We start from the raw sequence: 22,743 nt of genomic DNA on the forward strand, positions 1-22,743 counted from the left end.
ATGTCCTACAAGCGGGTGGGCGCGGCGCCCGTCCTTTTCAGCCTGCGGGGTCGGGCCCGAGCGCCGACAGCGGCACCCGCGACACCTCCTGCAGCACCTGGGCGAGGCCGCGCGCGGCCGCCTCCACCAGCATGCGCCCCTGCCCGGCGGTGGCGGCGGCGGCATTGCCGGCGGCGCCCTGCGGGTGGTAGTCCTGCATCGCCCAGCCCAGCCGGGCGCTGCGGCCGTTGCCGATCACGGGGTAGTCGGCGGCGCGCTGCTCGGAGGCCGGCCGGAAGTCCTGCGCCGCGTCCATGCGCACCGCGCCGGGCGCGAGCGCCAGCATCATGGCCGTCTCGGACTGGCCGGCGTGCACGTCGAAGCGGTCCAGCGCGATGGGGCGGCCGGCGGCGTCGGCCAGCGGCAGGTTGAACCAGCTCACGCTCCACACCAGCAGGTCGTGCGCCTCGCGCAGCTCGCGGGCGACGATGTCCATCGCGCCGACGTGGCCGCCGTGCGCGTTGAACAGCACCAGCTTCTTCAGCCCGGCGCGGGCCACGCAGGCGCCGATCTCCTTCCACATGCGGATCAGCGTCTCGGCCGAGAGCGTGAGCGTGCCGGCGAAGCGCGCGTGCTCCGGGCTGAGGCCGATGGCCTGCGTGGGCAGGAACAGCACCGGCAGCGCCGCCGGCAGCAGCGGCAGGGCCGCCCGCACGATGCCGTCGGCCAGCACGGTGTCCACCTCCAGCGGCAGGTGCGGGCCGTGCTGCTCGGTGGCGCCCAGCGGCAGCACGGCGACGGCGGCGGCCGGGTCGAGGGCGGCGAAGTCGCGGGTGCCGAGCTGGGCCCAGAAGCGGGGCGGCGGGGAGGCGGTCATGGCGCGATCTTAGGCGCGCCGGCGTGCTCAACGCAGGGAGGTCGTCTCGCGCTCGCGGGACTGGATCTTCTCGGCGCGGGCGATCGCGGCCTCCAGCGCCGCCAGGCTGGTGCTGGCCTCGCCGAGGCGGCGCCCTTCCAGCTGGGCGAGCTGCGAGCCGGCATCGCCGGCCAGGTCCTGCAGCTGCTGCTGCAGCTCGCGCCGGCGGCGCACCATGTCGGCGGTGGAGAGCCCGCGGCCGCGGCGGCGCACACGCACCAGCACGACCGCCACCAGCAGGACGAAGAAGGCGGCCACGATGAGCCAGCCGAGGATTCCTTCAGGCACGTTGATCTTTCCCTGGTCGCCCGGTCCGGAAGGCCGGGCGTTGTCTTGTCGAATGGACGGCCAGTCTAATTCGCCCGCCGGAAAGTAGCGAACTTTTGACTACGTTTTTCCAGATTTCGTCACGTTCGGGTTCAGCGACCGGCCTTCTCCCGCGCCACCCGCCACACGACGTTGCCCACGTCGTCGGCCACCAGCAGCGCACCGCTGCGGTCCAGCGCCACGCCCACCGGCCGGCCCTGCGCCTTGCCGTCGGCCGACAGGAAGCCAGTGAGGAAGTCCTTCGGCAGCCCCTCGGGGCGGCCCTGCGCGAAGGGCACGAACACCACCTTGTAGCCCGAGGGCGGGTTGCGGTTCCAGGAGCCGTGCTCGCCGATGAAGGCGCCACGGGCGAATTCCGGCGGCATGCCGCGCGGGCTGGAGAAGGCCAGGCCCAGCGGCGCGACGTGGTTGCCCAGGCCGTAGTCCGGGCGCACGGCCTGCGCCACGCGCTCGGGCTGCGGCGGCTTCACGCGCTCGTCCACATGCTGGCCCCAGTAGCTCCAGGGCCAGCCGTAGAAGGCGCCCTCCTGTACCGAGGTCAGGTAGTCGGGCACCAGGTCGCTGCCGATCTCGTCGCGCTCGTTCACCACCGTCCAGAGCACCTGGGTCTCGGGCTCCCAGGCCAGCCCGTTGGGGTTGCGCAGGCCGGTGGCGAACAGGCGCTTGGCGCCGGTCTTCGGGTCGACCTCCCAGATGGCGGCACGGCCCTCCTCCTCGTCCAGCCCGTGCTCGCCGACGTTGCTGTTGGAACCGACGGTGACGTACAGGCGCCTGCCGTCGGGGCTGGCCAGCACGTTCTTGGTCCAGTGATGGTTGCGGCCGGCGGGCAGGTCGGTCACCTTGACGGGGGCGCCCATGGCGGCCGTGCGGCCGGGTGCGTAGGGCAGCTTCACCAGCGCGTCGGCATTGGCCACGAACAGCTCGCGGCCCACCAGCGCCATGCCGAAGGGCGAGGTGAGCCCGGCAGCGAAGATGGTGCGCAGCTCGGCCACGCCGTCGCCATCGGCATCGCGCAGCAGGACGATGCGGTCGGGGCTGGGCACGCCGGCGCCGGCGCGCTTCATCACGGCGGCGCTGGCGCGGTCGCGCAGCTTCTGCCACAGGCCGTCGTCCTCGGGTTCACGCCGGGCCGGGCGGTTGCTCTCGGCCACCAGCACGTCGCCGTTGGGCAGCACGTAGAGCCAGCGCGGGTGTTCCAGCCCGCGCGCCAGCGCCGTGACCTTGAAGCCCGGCGGCGCCACCGGCGTGCCGCCCTCGGCCCAGCCGGCCGCCTCGGCGATGCGCACGGTGGGCACCAGGCTGCTGCGCGGCGCGGGCAGTTGCGGGTCCGGGCCCACGCCGGCCTCGAAGGGCAGCCGCGCGGTGTCGCCGCAGCCGGCAACGGCCAGCACGATGGCGGCGGCCAGGGCCGGCAGCCGCAGGCGGCGCGGGGAACGGAAGGCAGAGATGCGCATGGGCCGATGATCCACCATCGCCGGGGGACACCCCGCCGCCAGCCGGCTGGCCGCGGCGTCGGCGTCTACCATCCCGGCATGTCAGACGCGCTTTTCGACACCGCCACCGCCGACCTGTTCCGCACCGACGCCTATTTGCGCGAATGCCCCGCCCGGGTGCTGGGCCTGGACGCGCAGGGCGCGGTGGTGCTGGACCGCACCGTGTTCTACCCGCTGGGCGGCGGCCAGGCCGGCGATGCGGGCGTGCTGGTGCTGGAGGACGGCAGCGAGCTGGCCATCGCCGACACGCGCAAGGCCAAGGACGCCGAGGGCCGGCCGACCGCCGCCATCCTGCATCTGCCCGCGCCGGGGCAGGAGGCGCTGCTCGCCCGCCTGGCGCCGGGCACGCCCGTCACGGCGCGCGTCGACTGGGCGCGGCGCCACCGCCTGATGCGCTTCCACACCGCGACCCACCTGCTGTGCCACCTGGTGCCGCAGCCGGTGGACGGCTGCTCGATCACGCCGGAGCACGCCCGGCTGGACTTCCACATGACCGAGGCGCTGGACAAGGAGCAGCTCGGCGCCGGGCTGGCGCGGCTGGTGGCCGAGGCTCATCCGCTCACGGTCGGCGCGGTGACCGATGCCGAGCTGGACGCCAACCCGCAACTGGTGCGCAGCATGAGCGTGCAGCCGCCGCGCGGCAGCGGCACGGTGCGCACCATCCGCATCGGCGCGGAGGAAGCGCCCGTGGACCTGCAGCCCTGCGGCGGCACGCACGTCGCCAACACGCGCGAGATCGGCGCGGTGGTGGTGACCAAGATCGAAAAAAAGAGTGCCACCACCCGCAGGGTGGTGCTGGGGTGGAACACCCCATGAGCGCAGCGAAGCACCTTTTTGGACGGCGCTCACATCTGCGCCGCCAGGCGCATGTGACGCGCCGGCAAAAAAGAGTGCCACCACCCGCAGGGTGGTGCTGGGCTGGGCCTGACGCCGCGCCGGAACCTTTGCCCTCCGCCTGGCTCCGACCCGCCGTGCTGCGCCGCCTGCTCGCCCCCCTCCTGATCGCCGCCTGCGCCCTGCCGATGGGCGCCCTGGCGCAGTTCTCCGCCAAGGCGCCCGCCGGCCCGGTGGTGCAGACGCCGCACGTGCGCGCCGAGCTGCTGGCCCATGCGCCGCAGGGCGTGGCGCCGGGCGCCACCGTCTGGCTGGGCCTGAAGATCACCCACCAGCCCGAGTGGCACACCTACTGGAAGAACGCCGGCGACTCCGGCCTGCCGACCGAGCTGCGCTGGACGCTTCCGCCGGGCCTGGCCGCCGGCGACGTGGACTGGCCGACGCCGCGCAAGATCCCGATCGGCAACCTGGCCAACTACGGCTACGAGGACACGGTGCTGCTGCCGGTGCCGGTGACGGTGGCGGCGGACTTCTCCGCCGGGCCGGCGGCCGTGCCGGTGAAGCTCTCGGCCTCCTGGCTGGTGTGCCGCAAGGAGTGCATCCCGGAAGAAGGCGAGTTCTCGCTGCAACTGCCGGCGCAGGGTTCCACCGCTTCGCACGGCAGCGAGTTCGACGCCGCGCTGGCGGCCCGCCCCGCCGCGCTGCCGCAGGCCCGCACGCGCATCGAGATCGCCGACGGCGGCGCCGCGCTGAAGCTGCACGTCGAAGGCCTGCCCGACGGCGCCCGCGGCAAGACGCTGGACGCCTATCCCGAGGAAGGCGAGGTGATCCGCAACGGCGCCATCGCCGGCAGGGACTGGACCGGCGCCTGGGACGGCGCCGCCTGGACCGCCACCTTGCCGGTGGCCGAGCAGCGCGGCGCCAGCCCGGCCGCGATGGCCTGGGTGCTGGCGCTGGACGGCACCGACCGCACCAGCGCCGCCGCGGCCGGACGACCGGTCGCCTGGCGCGTCGAAGCGCCGGTGAGCGGCGCCTGGCCCGCCCTGGCCGCGCCCGCCGCGGTGTCGCCCGCGCTGCAGGCCGCGCTGGCGCAGAACGCCGCGGCGGCGCCCGCCCCCGTGGCCGCGGCACCGGGTGCCACCTTCGCCGCGGCGCTGCTGGGCGCCCTGCTCGGCGGCCTGCTGCTGAACCTGATGCCCTGCGTCTTCCCGGTGCTGGCGATCAAGGTGCTGGGCTTCACCCGCGCGGCGGGCGACCGGCGCGGCCATCGCCTGGCCGCGCTGGCCTACACGGCCGGCGTGGTGCTCTCGCTGCTGGCGCTGGGCGGCGCGATGCTGGCGCTGCGCGCGGCCGGCGCGCAACTGGGCTGGGGCTTCCAGCTGCAGTCGCCGGCGGTGGTGGCGGCGCTGGCCGCGCTGTTCACGCTGATCGGCCTGAACCTGGCGGGCCTGTTCGAGCTGCGCATGCTGGCGCCCGCCTCCGCCGCCTCGGCGCAGCTGAAGCACCCGGTGGCCAACGACTTCCTCTCCGGCGTGCTGGCGGTGCTGGTGGCCTCGCCGTGCACCGCCCCGTTCATGGGCGCCTCGCTGGGGCTGGCCATCGGCCTGCCGGCGGCGCAGGCGCTGCTGCTGTTCGCGGTGCTGGGCTTCGGCCTGGCGCTGCCCTACCTGCTGGCCGGCTTCGTACCCGCGGTGGCGCGCCGGCTGCCGAAGCCCGGGCCCTGGATGGAGACGCTGCGCCGCTTCCTCGCCTTCCCGATGTTCGCCACGGTGGCCTGGCTGGTGTGGGTGCTGGGGCAGCAAAGCGGCATCGACGGCGCCGCCGCCCTGCTGGCGCTGCTGGTGGCCGGCAGCGCGGTGGTGTGGGCGCTGACGCTGCGCGGCCGCGCGCGCTGGGGATTCGGCGCCGTGCTGGCGGCCGCCTTCGCGGCACTGGCGCTGGGGCTGGGCCCGAACGTCGTGCGCGAGGCGCCGGCGGCCACGCTGTCGTCCGCCGCCACGGCCTGGGAGCCCTGGTCCGCCGAGCGCGCCGCCCGGCTGCAGGCCGAGGGCCGGCCGGTGTTCGTGGACTTCACCGCCGCCTGGTGCATCACCTGCCAGTACAACAAGAAGACCACCCTGGCCGACGCCGGCGTGCTCGGCGACTTCGCGCAGCGCAACGTGGCACTGCTGCGCGCCGACTGGACGCGGCGCGACCCGGCCATCACCGCCGCGCTGGCCGCGCTCGGGCGCAGCGGCGTGCCGGTCTACGTGCTGCAGGCGCCGGGCCGCCCGCCGGTGGTGATGAGCGAGATCCTCTCCGCCGACGAGGTGCGCCAGGCCCTGGCGAATCTGTGAGGAATAGTGATGCCCCTGCTGCAGAACAGGTTGTCGCACGCACGTGAAAAAGCCGGTCTAAGCTGCGTCCACCAATGAAGATTCATCGCCCGAAAGGAGAACTTCGCACCATGCAGAACGACACCGCGCCGTCCGCCGCCGCCGGCACCCGTTCGCAGCGCGCCGTACGCAAGGTCCAGGCCGCCCGCGCCGCGCTGGACCGCGCTTCGCGCCGCGCCGTGATGGCCGCCGCCATGGCCCTGGGCGCCACGCTGCTGCTCGATGCGCCCGCGCACGCCGCGCCGGCCGTGGGCCAGCCGGCACCGGATTTCGTCGCCGTCGACACCGCCGGCCAGCGCCACAAGCTGTCCGACTTCGCCGGCAAGTACGTCGTGCTGGAGTGGACCAACCCCGGCTGCCCCTTCGTGCGCAAGCACTACGGCAGCGGCAACATGCCGGCCACGCAGAAGGCCGCCACCGCCAAGGGCGTCGTGTGGCTGGCCATCAACTCCACCGAGCGCGCCGCCAGCGACTACCTGGCGCCCGAGCGGCTGGCCGCCTGGATGCAGGAGCAGTCCGCCGCCGCCACGCACGTGCTGATGGACGAGGACGGCATCATCGGCCAGGCCTACGGCGCGCGCACCACGCCGCACCTGTACATCATCGACCCCAAGGGCGTGCTGGTGTATGCCGGCGGCATCGACAGCATCCCATCGGCGCGCGTGGACGACATCAAGACCGCCACCAACTACGTGAACCAGGCGCTGGCCGAGGCCTTCGGCGGCAAGCCGATCTCGGCCGCGAGCACGCGCGCCTACGGCTGCTCGATCAAATACAAGACCTGATCCGCGCAGCGGCCCTGCCCGCGGGGCAGGGTTAGCACGCGCCCGGGCGGGGCGGGGAATGGGTGACGATGCCGCCATCGTCTCTTCCTTCCCCGCGAGCATGGCGCACACCGACACCATCCCCCAGCCCAAGGCCGACCCCTTCATCGGCAACCTGCGCGCCATCGACGGCGAAGCGCCGATCCAGGGCTTCATGCGCCTGGCGCAGACCTACGGCCCGATCTACCAGCTCGACTTCTTCGGCCACCCGCTGGTCGTCGTCAGCTCGCAGGCGCTGGTCGACGAAGTCTGCGATGAGAAGCGCTTCGACAAGCGCATCTCGGGCGCGCTGAAGAACATCCGCGACTTCGCCGGCGACGGCCTGTTCACCGCCAGGACGGACGAGCCCAACTGGGCCGTGGCCCACCGGCTGCTGATGCCGGCCTTCGGCCCGATCGGCATCCGCGGCATGTTCGACCGCATGCTGGACATCGCCGACCAGATGCTGGTGCGCTGGGAGCGCTTCGGCCCCGCCAACGTGATCGAGGTGACCGAGGACATGACGCGCATGACCCTCGACACCATCGCGCTGTGCGCCTTCGACTACCGCTTCAACAGCTTCTACCAGACGGAGATGCACCCCTTCGTCGGCGCCATGGTCGACGCGCTGGCCGAGGCCGGCGCGCGCACGCGGCGCCCCGAGATCGCCAGCAAGCTGCTGCTGCGCAAGCGCCGCGCCTACGAGGACGACCTGGCGCTGATGCGCCAGGTGGCCGACGAGCTGATCGCCGAGCGCAGGCGCGACCCCGACGCGGCGAACAAGAAGGACCTGCTGGGCATCATGCTGCAGGGGCGCGACCCGGTCACCGGCGAGGGCCTGTCGGACGAGAACATCCGCCACCAGATGCTCACCTTCCTGATCGCCGGCCACGAGACGACCAGCGGCATGCTGTCCTTCGCCACCTACTTCCTGCTGAAGAACCCGCAGGTGCTGGCCAAGGCCCGCGCCGAGGCCGACGCGGTGCTGGGCGACGAGATGCCGCGCGTGGAGCACATCGGCCGGCTGAAGTACATCGAGCAGGTGCTGATGGAGACGCTGCGCATCTGGCCGACGGCGCCGGCCTTCGCGCTCAAGCCGCTGCAGGACGTGGTGCTCGGCGGCAGGTACCCCCTCACCAAGCGCGACACCGTGATGGTGCTCACGCCCATGCTGCACCGCGACACCGCCGTCTGGGGCGAGGACGTCGAGGCCTTCCGCCCCGAGCGCTTCGAGCCCGAGGCCATGGCCGCGCTGCCGCCCAACGCCTGGAAGCCCTTCGGCAACGGCCAGCGCGCCTGCATCGGCCGGCCCTTCGCGATGCAGGAGGCGATCCTGCTGGTGGCGATGATCCTGCAGCGCTTCGACCTGATCGAGGACGACCCCTCCTACCAGCTCAAGGTGGCCGAGACGCTGACGCTCAAGCCCTCGGGCCTGCGCATCCGCGTCAAGCGGCGCGGCACCGCCTCCTTCAAGCCGCGCGGCGTGCTGGCGCCGCAGAAGGCCGCCGCCCCCGCGCCGGCGCCCGCCGCGCCGGCCCTGGCGCCGGGCCAGCAGGCCACGCCGCTCCTGGTGCTGTACGGCTCCAACACCGGCTCCTGCGAGGCCTTCGCCGAGCGCATCGCCAGCGACGCCGCCGCGCAAGGCTACGCGGCGCAGGCCGCGGCGCTGGACGACCACGCCGGCAGCCTGCCCACCGAGGGCGCGGTGGTGGTCGTCACCGCCTCCTACGAGGGCCAGCCGCCGGACAACGCACGCCAGTTCGCCGCCTGGCTGGACGCCCTGGCGCCCGACGCGCTGAAGGGCGTGCGCTACGCCGTGTTCGGCTGCGGCAACCGCCAATGGGCCCGCACCTACCAGGCGGTGCCGCAGCGCTTCGACGCCGCGCTGGCCGCCGCCGGCGCCACCCGGCTGCGCGCGCGCGGCGAGACCGACGCCGGCGGCGACTTCTTCGGCGCCTTCGACGAGTGGTATGCGGGCCTGTGGGCCGACTTCGGCCAGGCCCTGGGCAAGCAGGTGCAGGCCGCGCCCGGCGGCGCGCAGTTGCAGGTCGAGCGCATCAAGGACGGTCGCGCCGCCCTGCTGCGCCTGGGCGACCTGCAGCACGGCGAGGTCAAGGAGAACCGCGAACTGGTCGACATGAACTCGCCCATGGGCCGCTCCAAGCGACACATCGAGATCGCGCTGCCCGAGGGCATGAGCTACCGCGCCGGCGACTACCTCTCGGTGCTGCCGCACAACCCGATCGGCGTGGTGATGCGCGCGCTCAAGCGCTTCGACCTGGCCTCCGACAGCCAGATCATCATCCGCAAGCCCGACAGCAGCCTCACCTCGCTGCCGGTGGACCACCCCGTCAATGCCAGCGAGGTGCTGTTCCACTACGTCGAACTGGCCCAGCCCGCCACCCGCGGCCAGGTGGCTGCCCTGGCCGACGCCACCGAAGGCCCGCAGCAGGCCGAACTGCGCGCCCTGGCCGAGGAAGGCGCCTACCAGCGCGACGTGCTGGCCAAGCGCGTCAGCGTGCTCGAGCTGCTGGAGCGCTACCCGGCCTGCGGCCTGGGGCTGGCCGCCTTCCTGGAGATGCTGCCGCCGGCGCGGGCGCGCCAGTACTCGATCTCCTCCTCGCCGCTGTGGAACCCCGAGCGCTGCACGCTCACCGTGGCGGTGGTGGACGCGCCCGCGCTGTCGGGCCGCGGGCGCTACCAGGGCATGGCCTCCACCTACCTCGCCAACTGCGCACCGGGCACGCGCGTGGTGGTGGCGGTGCGCTCGTCCAACGACAACTTCCATCCGCCCGCCTCGCCCGAGGTGCCGATGATCATGGTCTGCGCCGGCACCGGCCTGGCGCCCTTCCGCGGCTTCCTGCAGGAGCGCGCCATGCAGGCGCTGAGCGGGCGCAGCGTGGCGCGCTCGCTGCTGTTCTTCGGCTGCGACCACCCCGACGTCGACTTCCTCTACAAGGACGAGCTGGCTGCCTGGGAGGCGGCCGGCGTGGTCAGCGTGCGGCCGGCCTTCTTCAAGGCGCCGGAGGGCGGCGTCAGCTTCGTGCAGCACCGGCTCTGGCAGGACCGCGCCGACGTGTCCGAGCTGTTCCGCAGGGGCGCGCACGTGTATGTCTGCGGCGACGGCCGCCACATGGCGCCCGCCGTGCGCGAGACCTTCGTGCGCATCTACCAGGAAGCCGTGGGCGCCACGCCCGAGGCGGCCGAGGCCTGGGTCGAGAAGATCGAGCGCGAGAGCGGGCGCTACGTGTCCGACGTGTTCGCCTAGCAGCGCCCCCGGCCGGCGCAGGCATCGGGGCGACAATCCGCCGATGCCTTTCGCCCCGCTGAAGAACGACACCTTCCTGCGCGCCTGCCGGCGCCAGGCCACCGATCACACGCCGGTCTGGCTGATGCGCCAGGCCGGGCGCTACCTGCCCGAATACGTGGCGACGCGGGCGAAGGCCGGCAGCTTCATGGGGCTGGCGACGAACGTGGACTTCGCCACCGAGGTCACGCTGCAGCCGCTGGAGCGCTTCCCGCTGGACGCGGCGATCCTGTTCTCCGACATCCTCACGGTGCCCGACGCGATGGGGCTGGGCCTGTCCTTCGAGGCCGGCGAAGGCCCGCGCTTCGCCCGGCCGGTGCGTGACGAGGCCGCCGTGGCCGCGCTGGCCGTGCCCGACCTGGAGCGGCTGCGCTACGTGTTCGACGCCGTCGCCTCCATCCGCCGCGCGCTGGCCGGCCGGGTGCCGCTGATCGGCTTCTCGGGCAGCCCCTGGACGCTGGCCTGCTACATGGTCGAGGGCGCCGGCTCCAGCGACTACCGGCTGGTCAAGTCCATGCTCTACGGCCGGCCCGACCTGATGCACCGCATCCTGGCAGTCAACGCCGACGCGGTGGCGGCGTACCTCAACGCCCAGATCGACGCCGGCGCGCAGGCGGTGATGGTCTTCGACAGTTGGGGCGGCGTGCTGGCCGACGGGGCCTTCCAGGATTTCAGCCTGGCCTACACGGCGCGCGTGCTGGCGCAGCTCAAGCGCCATGGCCCCGACGGGCAGGACGTGCCACGCGTCGTCTTCACCAAGGGCGGCGGCCTGTGGCTGGCGGAGATGGGCGCGCTGGACTGCGAGGTGCTGGGCCTGGACTGGACGGTGAACCTGGGCGCCGCCCGTGCGCAGGTGGGCGAGCACGGCCCGCGGGCCAAGGCGCTACAGGGCAACTTGGACCCGAACGTGCTCTTCGCGCCCCCCGAACGCATCGAAACCGAGGCCCGGAAGGTGCTCGACAGCTTCGGCGTCCCGCACACCGACGCCGCGTCGCCGGGCCCCGCGCACATCTTCAACCTGGGGCACGGCATCAGCCAGTTCACGCCGCCGGAACACGTGGCGGCACTGGTCGGCGCAGTGCACGCTCACTCACGCGCGCTGCGCGCCGCGCAGGCCGGCCGCTGATTGTGATAGTTTGTAAATTCGGTTTTGCGACGTCGCGATTTGTCAAGACTGAAAACGTGAGGAGCGGCTGACTTATGCACACCGGTACTGCTGCGGCGCGCAAAAATTCCGCTTCGCAGAATGCCGCCGCTACCAAAGCGATAGCGTGCACAAGTGGTTGATTTCAAAGGATTTTCCATCTTTGCCCTTTTTGCGTGCAAAACGGCGGAAGCCTTGATCCATGCGCCTTCGGGGCGCATGGGGCCGCTCTATCAACAAAGTTATCCACATCTTCTTTGGATGAAGCGCAAAGCGCCGTGGAATCAACGACTTAAGGCCGCTTGCTGAGACGGAATGTAGAAATGAGCGGCACATCCGAAGGCCCCGCGGCGACGGTGGTGCAGGTGGCGGTCCAGACCCCGGCGCACGCGGCGTTGGGCGACCTGCTGAGCTACCTGGCGCCGGCGGCCCTGCCGCCCGGCACGCTGGTGCGGGTGCCCCTGGGACGGCGCGAGGTGCTGGGCGTGGTGTGGGAGCCCGCGGCGGCCGCGTCGGAAGAGCCGGGCAGCGACGCCCTCCTTCCTGCACTGCGACCCGTGGCGGCCGTGCTCGACGGCCTGGCGCCCCTGCCGGCCGCCTGGCGCGACCTGGTCGACTTCACCGCGCGCTACTACCAGCGCTCGCGCGGCGAGGTGGCGCTGGCCGCCCTGCCGCCGCAGTTGCGCGACCTGGACGCCACCCAGCTCGCCCGACGCCTGAAGCGGCAGGCGGCCCGGCCCGCCGCCGCGCCGGGCGCCGCCACGGACCTTCCGCCCGAACCCAGCGCCGAGCAGGCGGCCGTGCTGGCGGCCGTGGTGCAGGAGGCCGGCCCCTTCCTGCTCTTCGGCAGCACCGGCAGCGGCAAGACCGAGGTCTACCTGCGCGCCGTGGCCGACGCCCTGGCCGCCGACGGCGCGGCCCAGGCGCTGGTCATGGTGCCGGAGATCAACCTCACGCCCCAGCTGGAGGCGCGCTTCCGGGCCCGCTTCGCGCCGCTGTACGGCGAGGATGCGGTGGTCGCCATGCACAGCGGCATGACGCCGCCGCAGCGGCTGGCGGCCTGGCTGGCGGCGCACCTGGGGCGCGCGCGCATCGTGCTGGGCACGCGCATGGCGGTGTTCGCCGCGCTGCCGCGGCTGGCGTTGATCGTGGTCGACGAGGAGCACGACCCCAGCTACAAGCAGCAGGAGGGCGCGCGCTACTCGGCACGCGACCTGGCCGTGTGGCGCGGCCGGCGCGAGGGCGCCAAGGTGCTGCTCGGCTCGGCCACGCCCTCGCTCGAGAGCTGGCACAGCAGCCGCCCGCCGGAAGGCGAGGACCCGGGCGGCCGCTACCGGCGCCTGGCCATGCCCTCGCGCATCGGCGAAGGGGCGCTGCCCCGGGTGCGGCTGGTGGACATGACGCGCCAGCCCGGCGGCACGGTGCTCTCGCCGCCGCTCCTGGAGGCCATCGGCGAGCGCGTGGCGCGCGGCGAGCAGAGCATGGTCTTCCTCAACCGCCGCGGCTACGCGCCGGTGCTGGCCTGCGCCGACTGCGGCTGGAAGAGCGAGTGCCCTCATTGCAGCGCCTTCCGCGTCTTCCACAAGATCGACCGCACCCTGCGCTGCCACCACTGCGGCTTCACCGAGCGGGTGCCGCGCGCCTGCCCGGCCTGCGGCAACCCGGACATCGCGCCGGTCGGCCGCGGCACCGAGCGGCTGGAGGAGCACCTGGCGGAGCTGTTCGCCGGCGTGGCGCGCCCCGACGGCACGCCGGTGCGCGTGGCCCGCATCGACGCCGACAGCACCCGCCACGAGGGCGCGCTGGAGCGCCAGCTCGCCGAGGTCCACGCCGGCGACGTGGACGTGCTGGTGGGCACGCAGATGATCGCCAAGGGGCATGATTTCCGGCGCATCACGCTGGTGGCGGCCGCGAACCCCGATTCGGCCCTGTTCTCCAGCGACTTCCGCGCGCCGGAGCGCCTGTTCTCGCTGCTGATGCAGTCCGCCGGCCGTGCCGGCCGCGACAGCGCGTGGCTGGCGGCGCAGGGCAGCACGGCCGAGATGTGGATCCAGACGCACCACCCGCAGCACCCGCTGTTCGACGCGCTGCGCCGGCACGACTACCCGGCCTTCGCCGCGCGGCAGCTCGCCGAGCGGCAGGCGGCCGGCATGCCGCCCTTCAGCTTCCAGGCCCTGCTGCGGGCCGATGCGCGCACGCAGGAGGCGGCGCAGGCCTTCCTGCAGGCCGCCAGCAGCGCGGCCGAGTCGCTGCCCGAGGCCGCGCGGGTGATGCGCTACCCGCCGGTGCCGCTGGCGGTGCAGCGCGTGGCCAACGTCGAGCGCGCCCAGATGCTGGTCGAAAGCGACTCGCGCGCCGCGCTGCAGCGCCTGCTGGCCGGCTGGCAGCCGCTGCTGCACGCCCTGCGGCGCACGCCCGAAGGCAAGGGCATCATCCGCTGGCTGGTCGACGTGGACCCGCAGAGCATCTGATCCGATCAGCCCGTTTCGAGCGGGCGCTTGCTCATCTGCACGTAGCGCAGCGGCCCGTGACGGCGGCGCCGGCCGCGCAGCCGCTGCAGCGCCGCCCAGCCGCCGATCGCCAGCACCGCGAGCAGCACGCCCCACCAAAGCATCAGTGTTCCCATGACAAGCCCTCCTGGTCTCGCCGCCCGCCTCCCGTGCACCGGCCGGCCCGGTCACAGACGCCCACTGTGCGGGCCAAATCCGTGCCGAAGGGTCAGCATTTTTACCTACATGCCGACACGACGTCCTGCCCCCGACGAGACAGGGCCCAGAAGCGTGAGGTCATCGCCCGACCGCGCCGCGGCCATCGGCGCCGACTTGTGCGGGGCCGGCGGCGGCGCGGTCTCCCGGTCGGCCGGCCACAGCCACAGCAGGGCGGCGCCGGCGAGCGCGGCGACCAGGGCCACCAGGACGACGCCGCGGTCGCGCCTGCCGGCCGCAGACGGCGACGGCACGGCAGGCTGTGCGTGCGCGGCGGCGGCCGGCGCGATGCGGAGCGCCTCCCGCGGCGAGGCCGGCGGCTGCGATGCAGGGCCGCCGCCCTGCAGGCGCTGCAGGAAGTCGGCGGCGCTGCGCGGCCGGTCTTCCGGCCGCAGCGCCAGGGCGGCGTCCAGCGTCGCCAGCAGCGGCGCGCCACAGGCCGGGCCGGCCAGCCGCGACAGCCGCTGCAGGCGGTCGTCCACCATCCGCTCGGCGGCCGGCGGCGGCGGATGGCCCGTGAGGGCTTCGCAGGCCACCGCAGCCAGCGCATAGAGGTCGCTCCACGGCCCCTGCTCCTGCGCCCGGGCACCGTCCACCTCGGGTGCGGCATAGCGGCGGGCGGCAGCCGAAACGGGGGGCGCATCGCCGGGTCCGCCCAGGTCCAGCAGCACTGGCCCGCGCTCGGCCAGCACGATGTTCCAGGGCGTGATGCCGCGATGCAGGCAGGGCTGCGCGTGGAGCAGCCGCAGCGCGTCGAGCAGCGGCAGCAGCCAGCCGAGGAGTTCCCGCTCGTCCGACGGGCCGCCGCGGCGGGCCAGCGCCTGCGCCAGCGTCGGCCCCTCGTACACGGGCATGGCCTGGTAGGCGGTGCCGTTGGCCTCCCAACGCGCCAGCACCTTGGCCAGCGCCGGGTGGTTCAGGCGCATCAGCACCCGCGCGCCGTCGAGGAAGTGAAGGCGCCCGGCATCGAAGGCCGCCGCGTGCGCGCCGGAGCGGGGCTGCACCCGCTCGGTACCCGCCACGCGCGAGGCCAGCGGCACCGGCAGGTATTCCCTGACGGCGCACTCGCGCCGGCTGGGCGGCTGGTCGGCGCGGTAGACGATGCCGGAGGCGCCCTCGCCGATCAGGCCGAGGAGGCGGAAATCGCCCGCCGGTTCGCCGGCGGGGAGCAGGTGGGCAGACGGCGGATCAGCGGCGGCAGGCGCGGGCTCTGCCGCGCCGCCGCCCTGTTGCAGCGCATTCATGACTGGGTTCTCCCTGAGTTGCGGGGCGAATGTACCAGTCAATGAATACTAAAGAATTCATTTATGTAAGAGGCGTGAGCGCACGCCTGCATGGCGGCACCCAGGCTCAGCGCAGCCAGCCGACCGCCAGCGGAAAGCTGAAGAAGGCCGCCACGGTCGTCCACAGGATGATGCGGGCGATGCGCGCGTTGTCGGCGCCGAAGCGCTCGGCCAGCATCGAGACGTTGCTGGCGCTGGGCAGGGCCGCCACCAGCACCAGCGTGACGAGTGCGCCCTGCGACAGCGGCAACCCCGCGGCGCGCGCGGCGGCGCCCAGCCCGGCCACCAGCAGCGGGTGCGCCACCAGCTTGACCAGCACCACCGGCAGCACGTCCGCCACGGCGCCGCGTCGCGAGGAGGCCCCTTGCGCCCGCGCCAGCAGCGCCCCGCGCGCCAGCACGGCGCCGATGGTGAACAGGGCCGCCGGCGAGGCGGCGTCGGCCAGCATGGAGACGGTGCGGTCGGCCGGCCCCGGCAGCCGCCACTGCGCGGCCGAGGCCGCCGCGCCCAGCAGGATCGACCAGGGCATCGGGTTCAGCACGATGCCGCGCAGCGCCTTGCGCGCCGCCTGCCAGAACGCGGCGCCGCCGGCGTGGCCCGTCGCGTCCAGCCGCGACAGTGCGATGCACAGCGAGGAGGTCACGACCATGTCGAACACGATCGAGATGATCACCGGCCCCGTCGCTGCCGCGCCCAGCAGCGCCGCCAGCAGCGGCACGCCCATGAAGCCGGTGTTGGGGAAGGCCGCCACCAGCGCGCCGAAGGCCGCGTCGTTCCAGCCGATGCGCCCGCGCCGCGTCAGGCGCACCGTGGCCGCCACCACCAGCAGCGCCGCCGCGCCCCACACCAGCGCCACGCTGGCGTCGAGCAGCTGCGCGATCGGCGTGCGCGCCCCGAACTGGTAGAGCATGCACGGCAGCGCGAAGAACAGCACGAAGGCATTGAGGCCCGGGATGGCCTCCAGCGGCAGCAGGCGCGAGCGCGCCGCCGCGTAGCCGGCCGCGATCAGGGCGAAGAAGGGGAAGGTGACGAGAAAGACGGCCAGCACGGCGGCGCATTGTCATGCAGCCGGACGAGCGTACGGGGGCGGCCCGTATCATTGCCCGACTCAGCCCCCGTCCGGAAACGCATGAAACCTTCCGAAGCCCTGGCCTCGCACCGCGCCACGATCCGACGCGTGGTGGAGTCGCATCGCGCCCGCAACGCGCGGGTGTTCGGCTCGGTGCTGCGCGGCCACGACACGGACAGCAGCGACCTGGACATCCTCATCGACCCGACACCCGAGACGACGCTGCTCGACATCGGTGCGATCCGCCACGAGTTGGCCGAGCTGCTGGGCGTGCCGGTGGACGTGCTGACGCCCAACGCCCTGCCCGACACGTTCCGGGACAGCGTGCTCGCGGAGGCCCGTCCCGTATGACCAGCGGCCAGCAGCGCCTTGCCGACTATCTCGCCCACATCACCGAAGCCATCGAGCGCATCGGCCGCTACACCGGGAACATGGATGAAGCCGCGTTCCTGAACACCCCCTTGGTCCAGGACGCCGTGATCCGGAACCTGGAAATCATCGGCGAGGCCAGCAACAACATACAGAAACACCACCCCGAGTTCTCGGCGGCGCATCCCGAGTTGCCGCTCTCGTTCGCCTACCAGATGCGCAACGCTGTCGCCCACGGCTACTTCAAGGTGGACTTCGAGATCGTCTGGAGGACGATCCGCAGCGACCTGCCGGACTTGCACCAGCACGTGAAAGCCGCCGCCCGCGCACTCGCGGGCTGATCCCGCCAAGGGCGTGCCTGCGCTGCCCTTTTCCTTGTCGAGAATCCTTTTCCTTTTTTCGTTCGCATGTCCGCCGGCCTCAACCTCGCCCAGCAGGAAGCCGTGAACTACCTGCACGGCCCCTGCCTCGTGCTCGCCGGCGCGGGCTCGGGCAAGACGCGCGTCATCACGCACAAGATCGCGCGGCTGATCCAGGCCGGGCTGGACCCGAAGCGCATCGCCGCCATCACCTTCACCAACAAGGCGGCGGCGGAGATGCGCGAACGGGCCAAGGGCCTGATCGGCAAGCCCGCGAAGGGCGTGGTGGTGTGCACTTTCCACGCGCTGGGCGTGCGCATGATGCGCGAGGACGGCGCGGTGCTGGGGCTCAAGCCGCAGTTCAGCATCCTCGACAGCGACGACGTGCTGAAGATCCTGAAGGACGCCGGCGGCACCACCGACGCGGCCACCGCCCGCCTCTGGCAGTGGACCATCAGCAAGTGGAAGAACATGGGCCTGAACGCGGCGGCGGCGGAGGCCCAGGCGGCCGACGACAACGAGCGCATCACCGCGAAGATCATGGCGCGCTACGAGGAACGCCTCGCGGCCTACCAGAGCGTGGATTTCGACGACCTGATCGGCCTGCCGCTGCAGCTGCTGCGCAAGCACGACGCGGTGCGCGAGAAGTGGCAGCGCCAGCTCGGCCACATCCTGGTGGACGAGTACCAGGACACCAACGCCACGCAGTACGAGGTGCTCAAGCTGCTGACCGGGGAGCGCGGCCGCTTCACCGCGGTGGGCGACGACGACCAGTCGATCTACGGCTGGCGCGGCGCCACGCTGGACAACCTGAAGAAGCTGCCGGTCGACTTCCCCGAGCTCAAGGTCATCAAGCTGGAGCAGAACTACCGCTCCACCAGCGCCATCCTGCGCGCGGCCAACAACGTGATCGGGCCCAATCCCAAGCTGTTCCCGAAGACGCTGTTCTCCGATCTGGGCGAGGGCGAGCCGGTGCGCGTGGTCGACTGCGACAACGAGCAGCACGAGGCCGAGCGCGCGGTGGCGCGCATCCAGGGCCTGCGCGAGGCCTCGGCGCACAAGGAGTGGCGCGACTTCGCCATCCTCTACCGCGCCAACCACCAGGCGCGCGTGTTCGAGCAGGCGCTGCGCCGCGCCAACATCCCCTACAAGGTCTCGGGCGGGCAGAGCTTCTTCGACCGCGCCGAGATCCGCGACCTGTGCGGCTGGTTCCGCCTGTGGGTCAACAACGACGACGACCCGGCCTTCCTGCGCGCCGTGACCACGCCCAAGCGCGGCATCGGCCACACCACGCTGGCGCAGCTGGGCGTGTTCGCCAGCCAGTACAAGGTCAGCCTGTTCGAGGCGCTGTTCTCGCCTTCGCTGCCCAGCGCCGTGCCCAAGCGCGGCATCGAAGGGCTGCACGAGTTCGGCCGCTACATCAACGACCTCGAATACCGCGCCCGCCACACCAAGGGCGCCGAGGACGCGCGCGCCTTCCTGAACACCTGGCTCAAGGAAATCGAGTACGAGAAGCATCTCTACGACGGCGAGGACAGCGAGCAGGCCGCGGCCGCGCGCTGGACCAACGTGATGGAGTTCTGCGACTGGATGGCCCAGCGCTGCGGCGGCCAGATCGCCGACGCCAGCGGCGCCAACGCGCAGGCCGAGGAGCCCAAGAGCCTGCTCGAGGTGGCGCAGACCATCTCGCTGCTCTCGACCATCAGCGAGCGCGAACAGGACCAGAACGTGCTCACCCTGTCCACCCTGCACGCCGCCAAGGGCCTGGAATGGCCGCACGTGATGCTGGTCGGCGTGAACGAGGGCCTGCTGCCCTTCAAGCTGGACGACGACGAGGGCCGCCAGGAGAAGGTGAGCGAGAGCATCGCCGAGCGCCTGCAGGAAGAGCGCCGCCTGATGTACGTGGGCATCACCCGCGCGCAGCGCACGCTGGCGGTGAGCTGGCTCAAGCGCCGCAAGAAGGGCCGCGAGATGGTGCAGGCCCTGCCCAGCCGCTTCATCGCCGAGATGGCGCTGGACAAGACCACCGCGAAGGAAGACCCGCGCGAGAAGCTCAAGGCGCTGCGCGCCGAGTTCGCGCGCAAGGCGCAGCAGCAGGCCGCGGCCAACGCGGCCGGGTGAGGCGAAGAAGCATGCGTGCGCGCCTCCTGTCCCGCTGGTTCGCCGCCGCCCTGTGCGCCCTGCTGCTGGCCGCCTGCGCGGCGCCGGCGGGGAAAGACGCGGCCTCGTCCGACGCGCCGCCGGGTTGCCCGGCCGACGCGCGGGCGCTGCCGGTCGAGGCACTCTACGGGCGCTGGCTGGCGCGCTTCGACGGCGCGGCGGATGCCGCTTCCGTGGCGCTGCATGCCCACCCCGAATACGCCGGCAGCGTGCGCGGCAGCGTGACGCGCGGCGGCCCGGCTTCCCCCCACACATCCCAGCTCGCCGGCGACGTGACCGACGACGGCATCCTCGCGCTCGACGAATCGCGCGACGGCCGCAGCATCAGCGCGGTCTGGACGGCCGAGCTGGTTCCCGCCTCGTGCGGCAAGGAGTTCAAAGGAACATGGCGAAACGCAGCCGACGACCGCACGCTCAGCTTCGTGCTGACCCGGGCCTCCCCACCCTCCCCCTGACGCTGGCCCTGGCCTGCTCCTGCGCGCTGCCCGGCCTGGCGGCGGCGCAGGTCCGGCCCGACGGCACGCCCGCCAGCCCGCTGGCCGAGGCGCAGCTCACTTGGCAGCAGTGCGCCCGCCTGGCCGACGACAAGGACGCCCGCCTGGCTTGCTTCGACCGCTGGGCGCAGCAGCAGGCGCAGCCCGCAGCGGCCCTGCCGCCGGCACCGCCCGCGCTGGCCAGCGCGCAGCCGCCCGGCGCGCCCGCGGCCGACCGGCCGGTGGACGCCAGCGTGCCCGCCACGCGGGTGATCGCCGTCGGCGACGAGGGCTGCCGCGACCGGCAGTACTCCACGCTCTCGCGCTTCTGGGAGCTGGAGGAAGGCACCGACTGCGGCACCTTCACCTTCCGCGGCTACCGGCCGCTGAACGTGTCCGTCTCGACCGCCAGCCATGCGCCCGAGACGCCCACCTCGCCCTCGCCCGGCCACACGGCCTCGCCGGTGAACTACAAGGCACAGGAGATGCGCATCGGCCTGTCGGTGCGCACCAAGCTCGCGCAGGGCCTCCTCACCCAGGGCAATCCGGTCAAGAAGGATTCGCTGTGGTTCGCGTACTCGCAGCAGTCCACCTGGCAGCTGTTCAGCGCCGACATCTCGCGGCCCTTCCGCACGACCGACCACGAGCCGGAGCTGATGTACGTCTACCCGGTCGACGCGAAGCTGCCCTGGGGCTGGCGCTGGCGCTATGCCGGCGTGGGCATCGTGCACCAGTCCAACGGCCAGAGCCTGCCGCTGTCGCGCAGCTGGAACCGCGTGTTCCTCATGGGCGGCGTGGAGCTGGACAACCGCTTCGCCATCACCGGCCGCGTGTGGAAGCGCATCCACGAGGGCGCGTCCGACGACGACAACCCGGACATCACCAAGTACCTGGGCCACAGCGAGATCACCGGCAGCTGGTACGTGAACCGGGAGAACACGCTGGCGATGACGGTGCGCGGCGCCATCGGCGGCAGCGGCCGCGGCGGCGTGCGGCTGGAGTGGATGCGCGCCCTCGGCGACCCGGCCACCAGCAACCTGCGCTGGCACACCCAGCTCTATCACGGCTACGGCGACACGCTGGTGGACTACAACCGCAAGCGCACCGTGTTCAGCTTCGGCCTGAGCCTGGTGGACTTCTGACGGCCCTCATCCGCCCAGCGCGCCCGGCAGCCCGCGCAGGTGGCGCTCGATCGCCGCGATGGCATGCCGCACCTTGGCCGGCCGGCCGTCGCGCTGCGGCGTGACCGCATAGACCGGCAGCGGCGCCAGCCGCCACCCCGGCAGCACCGGCACCAGCCGGCCGGCGCGCAGCTCGTCGTCGACGTCGGCACGCACCAGCGGCGCGAGGCCCAGGCCGGCCGCGCACATCTGCTGCAGCGTGAGCTGGTTGTTGCTGGTGACGCGCACCGGCACCTCCAGCGCCAGCACCTCGCCGCCCGCGCCGGACAGCTCCAGCCGCAGCAGCCGGCCGCCGCGCGGCGAGGCCACCCACTGCTGCATAGCGAGGTCCTGCGGCGTGCGCGGCTCGCCGGCACGCGCCAGCCAGGCCGGCGCGGCGCACAGCAGCATCTCGAAGCGGCACAGGGGCTGCGCCACCCAGCTCGAATCGGCCAGGCGGCCGACGCGCAGCGCCAGGTCGATGCGGGCGTCGACCAGGTCGATCATGGCGTCGTCGACCAGCAGGCGCAGCTCCAGCGCCGGATGCTGGGCCAAAAGCGGCGCCAGCGCCGGGCCGAGGTGGCGGGCGAAGCCCACCGGCGCGGCCACGCGCAGCTCGCCCTCGGGCGCGTCGCGCGCCAGGTCGAGCTGCGCGCGGGCCTGGGCCGCGGCCTCCACCATGCGCCGGCAGTGCTCGGCGAAGCGCGCGCCGGCCTCGGTGAGCGCCAGCTTGCGCGTCGTGCGGTGCAGCAGCGTGACGCCGTGCGCCTGCTCCAGCGCGCGCACCTGCTGGCTCACCGCCGAGGTGCTGATGCGCAGGTGCCGCGCGGCCGCGCTGAAGGAGCCGCAGCGCACCACCTCGGCGAAGAGGGCCAGGCGGCGGAAGTCGTCCATTGTGAAGTCCAGCTAAACGAAGTTGTCTCGATTCTCGGACTTCTGCCGTGATCGTGAAGCTGGGAGACTTGCCTCATCGCTTTTTTCGATCTTTCAAGGACATCCCTCATGAACGTCGCCCTCATCGGCGCCACCGGCTTCGTCGGCTCGGCCCTCCTGAACGAACTGCTGTCGCGCGGCCACGCGGTGCGCGCCCTGGCCCGCACCCCGGCCAAGCTCGAGGCGCGCCCCGGCCTGGAGGTGGTGCAGGCCGACGTGCTGGACAGCACCCAGGTCGCCCGGGCGGTGGCCGGCGTGGACGCCGTCGTCAGCGCCTACAACCCGGGCTGGAACGAGCCGAAGCTCTACGAATTGTTCATGGCCGGCTCCAAGGCCATCGCCGACGGCGTGAAACAGGCCGGCGTGAAGCGCCTCCTGGTGGTCGGCGGCGCCGGCAGCCTGTACGTGGCGCCCGGCGTGCAGTTGGTGGACACGCCCGAGTTCGCCGGCCAGGTGCCGGCCAACGTGGTGCCCGGCGCCCGGGCCGCACGCGACGAGCTGGCGCGCATGCAGGGCGAGACCGCGCTGGACTGGACCTTCGTCTCGCCGCCGCCGCTGCTCGCGCCGGGCGAGCGCACCGGCCGCTACCAGACCGGCGGCGACGAGGTGCCGATGAAGGCCGGCATCCCCGCCGGCATCAGCAGCGCCGACCTGGCCGCCGCCATCGTCGACGAGCTGGAACAGCCCACGCACATCCGCAGGCGCTTCGTCGCCTGGTCCTGACTAGGCTGAATCGACATTCAGGGCGACGAACATGGGAGATGAGACGATACGGGCAGGAGGAAGCCAGCCTGAATGTCTCGCCCGATCCGCTACGAACTGACAGATCACCAATGGAAGCGTCTTGAGGGTTTGCTGCCCGGCAAAGCCTCGGACCCTGGGCGCAGTGGCGCAGACAACCGTGCCTTCGTCAATGGCGTGCTGTGGGTGCTGCGCTCGGGTGCGCGCTGGAGCGACCTGCCGCAACGCTACGGCAAGTACAAGACCGTGCACAAGCGCTTCACGCGCTGGGCCGCCGCTGGTGTCTGGGAGCGGGTGTTTGCCGTGCTGGTCA

Annotated in this window: 21 protein-coding genes; 13 read left to right on the forward strand and 8 right to left on the reverse strand. The window is 72.7% G+C overall.

Annotation, left to right across the window (positions count from 1 at the left end; genetic code table 11):
- Positions 1-37: 37 nt before the first annotated feature.
- The 3 genes from Q392_RS19950 to Q392_RS19960 all read right to left on the reverse strand — a co-directional run bounded on the left by Q392_RS19950 (position 38) and on the right by Q392_RS19960 (position 2,676).
- Positions 38-856, reverse strand: coding sequence for a creatininase family protein (locus Q392_RS19950; protein WP_038211495.1), 819 nt, complete (start codon positions 854-856; stop codon positions 38-40).
- A gap of 27 nt (positions 857-883) precedes the next feature.
- Complete coding sequence (locus tag Q392_RS19955) at positions 884-1,183, reverse strand: hypothetical protein (protein WP_157008089.1); 300 nt, start codon at positions 1,181-1,183, stop codon at positions 884-886.
- 131 nt (positions 1,184-1,314) lie between these two features.
- Complete coding sequence (locus Q392_RS19960; protein WP_157008091.1) at positions 1,315-2,676, reverse strand: PQQ-dependent sugar dehydrogenase; 1,362 nt, start codon at positions 2,674-2,676, stop codon at positions 1,315-1,317.
- A gap of 78 nt (positions 2,677-2,754) precedes the next feature.
- Between Q392_RS19960 and Q392_RS19965 the strand changes: the two genes are divergently transcribed.
- The 5 genes from Q392_RS19965 (at position 2,755) to hemE (ending at position 11,160) form a co-directional block, all read left to right on the forward strand.
- The gene (locus tag Q392_RS19965) at positions 2,755-3,531 is read left to right on the forward strand and encodes an alanyl-tRNA editing protein (protein WP_038211526.1); all 777 of its coding nucleotides are present in this window, start codon (positions 2,755-2,757) and stop codon (positions 3,529-3,531) included.
- A 206-nt stretch (positions 3,532-3,737) separates the two neighbouring features.
- A complete protein-coding gene (locus Q392_RS19970; protein ID WP_038211527.1) occupies positions 3,738-5,885 on the forward strand; it encodes a protein-disulfide reductase DsbD family protein in 2,148 nt (715 codons plus the stop codon).
- A 221-nt stretch (positions 5,886-6,106) separates the two neighbouring features.
- On the forward strand, positions 6,107-6,709 hold the full coding sequence (locus tag Q392_RS19975) for a thioredoxin family protein (protein ID WP_038211529.1): 603 nt from the start codon (positions 6,107-6,109) through the stop codon (positions 6,707-6,709).
- 58 nt (positions 6,710-6,767) lie between these two features.
- Positions 6,768-9,995, forward strand: a complete 3,228-nt coding sequence (locus Q392_RS19980; protein ID WP_245610763.1) for a bifunctional cytochrome P450/NADPH--P450 reductase — start codon at positions 6,768-6,770, stop codon at positions 9,993-9,995.
- A 43-nt stretch (positions 9,996-10,038) separates the two neighbouring features.
- Positions 10,039-11,160, forward strand: a complete 1,122-nt coding sequence (gene hemE / locus Q392_RS19985) for a uroporphyrinogen decarboxylase (RefSeq protein ID WP_038211500.1) — start codon at positions 10,039-10,041, stop codon at positions 11,158-11,160.
- On the opposite strand, the gene Q392_RS32900 is transcribed toward hemE, so the two are convergent.
- Positions 11,121-11,399 (reverse strand): hypothetical protein, encoded by a 279-nt coding sequence (locus Q392_RS32900; RefSeq protein ID WP_157008093.1) that lies wholly within the window; start codon positions 11,397-11,399, stop codon positions 11,121-11,123. The genes hemE and Q392_RS32900 overlap by 40 nt on opposite strands.
- Positions 11,400-11,501: 102 nt before the next feature.
- On the opposite strand from Q392_RS32900, the gene Q392_RS19990 reads away from it, so the two are divergent.
- Positions 11,502-13,649 carry a primosomal protein N' gene (locus tag Q392_RS19990; protein WP_051953787.1) on the forward strand — a complete coding sequence of 716 codons (2,148 nt, stop codon included), beginning with the start codon at positions 11,502-11,504 and terminating at the stop codon, positions 13,647-13,649.
- 5 nt (positions 13,650-13,654) lie between these two features.
- Here the strand turns inward: Q392_RS19990 and Q392_RS32905 are convergent, their stop codons facing one another.
- The 3 genes from Q392_RS32905 to Q392_RS20000 all read right to left on the reverse strand — a co-directional run bounded on the left by Q392_RS32905 (position 13,655) and on the right by Q392_RS20000 (position 16,214).
- Complete coding sequence (locus Q392_RS32905) at positions 13,655-13,804, reverse strand: hypothetical protein (protein ID WP_157008095.1); 150 nt, start codon at positions 13,802-13,804, stop codon at positions 13,655-13,657.
- A 105-nt stretch (positions 13,805-13,909) separates the two neighbouring features.
- Positions 13,910-15,127: a protein kinase domain-containing protein gene (locus Q392_RS19995; RefSeq protein ID WP_051953788.1), complete on the reverse strand. Its 1,218-nt coding sequence runs from the start codon at positions 15,125-15,127 to the stop codon at positions 13,910-13,912.
- Positions 15,128-15,233: 106 nt separating this feature from the next.
- A complete protein-coding gene (locus Q392_RS20000) occupies positions 15,234-16,214 on the reverse strand; it encodes an AEC family transporter (protein WP_038211501.1) in 981 nt (326 codons plus the stop codon).
- An 81-nt stretch (positions 16,215-16,295) separates the two neighbouring features.
- On the opposite strand from Q392_RS20000, the gene Q392_RS20005 reads away from it, so the two are divergent.
- From Q392_RS20005 to Q392_RS20025, 5 genes are all read left to right on the forward strand, one after another.
- Positions 16,296-16,586, forward strand: a complete 291-nt coding sequence (locus Q392_RS20005) for a nucleotidyltransferase family protein (RefSeq protein WP_038211502.1) — start codon at positions 16,296-16,298, stop codon at positions 16,584-16,586.
- On the forward strand, positions 16,583-16,945 hold the full coding sequence (locus Q392_RS20010) for a HepT-like ribonuclease domain-containing protein (RefSeq protein ID WP_038211504.1): 363 nt from the start codon (positions 16,583-16,585) through the stop codon (positions 16,943-16,945). The genes Q392_RS20005 and Q392_RS20010 overlap by 4 nt, the downstream gene beginning before the upstream one ends.
- A gap of 66 nt (positions 16,946-17,011) precedes the next feature.
- Positions 17,012-19,084, forward strand: coding sequence for an ATP-dependent helicase (locus tag Q392_RS20015; protein ID WP_038211506.1), 2,073 nt, complete (start codon positions 17,012-17,014; stop codon positions 19,082-19,084).
- A gap of 11 nt (positions 19,085-19,095) precedes the next feature.
- Positions 19,096-19,578: a hypothetical protein gene (locus tag Q392_RS20020; protein ID WP_038211508.1), complete on the forward strand. Its 483-nt coding sequence runs from the start codon at positions 19,096-19,098 to the stop codon at positions 19,576-19,578.
- Positions 19,509-20,738 carry a phospholipase A gene (locus tag Q392_RS20025; RefSeq protein ID WP_038211509.1) on the forward strand — a complete coding sequence of 410 codons (1,230 nt, stop codon included), beginning with the start codon at positions 19,509-19,511 and terminating at the stop codon, positions 20,736-20,738. Before Q392_RS20020 ends, Q392_RS20025 begins: the two co-directional genes overlap by 70 nt.
- A gap of 6 nt (positions 20,739-20,744) precedes the next feature.
- Here Q392_RS20025 and Q392_RS20030 read toward each other — a convergent pair whose 3' ends face one another.
- Positions 20,745-21,650 carry a LysR family transcriptional regulator gene (locus Q392_RS20030; RefSeq protein ID WP_038211510.1) on the reverse strand — a complete coding sequence of 302 codons (906 nt, stop codon included), beginning with the start codon at positions 21,648-21,650 and terminating at the stop codon, positions 20,745-20,747.
- Positions 21,651-21,758: 108 nt separating this feature from the next.
- Between Q392_RS20030 and Q392_RS20035 the strand changes: the two genes are divergently transcribed.
- Together Q392_RS20035 and Q392_RS20040 are read left to right on the forward strand one after the other, a co-directional pair.
- Positions 21,759-22,412, forward strand: a complete 654-nt coding sequence (locus Q392_RS20035) for an NAD(P)-dependent oxidoreductase (protein ID WP_038211511.1) — start codon at positions 21,759-21,761, stop codon at positions 22,410-22,412.
- A 72-nt stretch (positions 22,413-22,484) separates the two neighbouring features.
- Positions 22,485-22,743: IS5 family transposase (locus Q392_RS20040; protein ID WP_038211533.1), on the forward strand; the 259-nt coding region annotated here is incomplete at its 3' end.

Source organism: Xenophilus azovorans DSM 13620 (genome assembly GCF_000745855.1).
In the GTDB taxonomy this organism is placed as follows: domain Bacteria; phylum Pseudomonadota; class Gammaproteobacteria; order Burkholderiales; family Burkholderiaceae_C; genus Xenophilus; species Xenophilus azovorans.

Coding starts and splice junctions, on each gene's coding strand:
- Q392_RS19950 (WP_038211495.1), bottom strand. CDS start 856: ATGACCGCCTCCCCGCCGCCCCGCTTCTGGGCCCAGCTCGGCACCCGC.
- Q392_RS19960 (WP_157008091.1), bottom strand. CDS start 2,676: ATGCGCATCTCTGCCTTCCGTTCCCCGCGCCGCCTGCGGCTGCCGGCC.
- Q392_RS19965 (WP_038211526.1), top strand. CDS start 2,755: ATGTCAGACGCGCTTTTCGACACCGCCACCGCCGACCTGTTCCGCACC.
- Q392_RS19970 (WP_038211527.1), top strand. CDS start 3,738: ATGGGCGCCCTGGCGCAGTTCTCCGCCAAGGCGCCCGCCGGCCCGGTG.
- Q392_RS19975 (WP_038211529.1), top strand. CDS start 6,107: ATGGCCGCCGCCATGGCCCTGGGCGCCACGCTGCTGCTCGATGCGCCC.
- Q392_RS19980 (WP_245610763.1), top strand. CDS start 6,768: ATGGGTGACGATGCCGCCATCGTCTCTTCCTTCCCCGCGAGCATGGCG.
- hemE (WP_038211500.1), top strand. CDS start 10,039: ATGCCTTTCGCCCCGCTGAAGAACGACACCTTCCTGCGCGCCTGCCGG.
- Q392_RS32900 (WP_157008093.1), bottom strand. CDS start 11,399: ATGCGCCCCGAAGGCGCATGGATCAAGGCTTCCGCCGTTTTGCACGCA.
- Q392_RS19990 (WP_051953787.1), top strand. CDS start 11,502: ATGAGCGGCACATCCGAAGGCCCCGCGGCGACGGTGGTGCAGGTGGCG.
- Q392_RS32905 (WP_157008095.1), bottom strand. CDS start 13,804: ATGGGAACACTGATGCTTTGGTGGGGCGTGCTGCTCGCGGTGCTGGCG.
- Q392_RS19995 (WP_051953788.1), bottom strand. CDS start 15,127: ATGAATGCGCTGCAACAGGGCGGCGGCGCGGCAGAGCCCGCGCCTGCC.
- Q392_RS20005 (WP_038211502.1), top strand. CDS start 16,296: ATGAAACCTTCCGAAGCCCTGGCCTCGCACCGCGCCACGATCCGACGC.
- Q392_RS20010 (WP_038211504.1), top strand. CDS start 16,583: ATGACCAGCGGCCAGCAGCGCCTTGCCGACTATCTCGCCCACATCACC.
- Q392_RS20015 (WP_038211506.1), top strand. CDS start 17,012: ATGTCCGCCGGCCTCAACCTCGCCCAGCAGGAAGCCGTGAACTACCTG.
- Q392_RS20020 (WP_038211508.1), top strand. CDS start 19,096: ATGCGTGCGCGCCTCCTGTCCCGCTGGTTCGCCGCCGCCCTGTGCGCC.
- Q392_RS20025 (WP_038211509.1), top strand. CDS start 19,509: ATGGCGAAACGCAGCCGACGACCGCACGCTCAGCTTCGTGCTGACCCG.
- Q392_RS20030 (WP_038211510.1), bottom strand. CDS start 21,650: ATGGACGACTTCCGCCGCCTGGCCCTCTTCGCCGAGGTGGTGCGCTGC.
- Q392_RS20035 (WP_038211511.1), top strand. CDS start 21,759: ATGAACGTCGCCCTCATCGGCGCCACCGGCTTCGTCGGCTCGGCCCTC.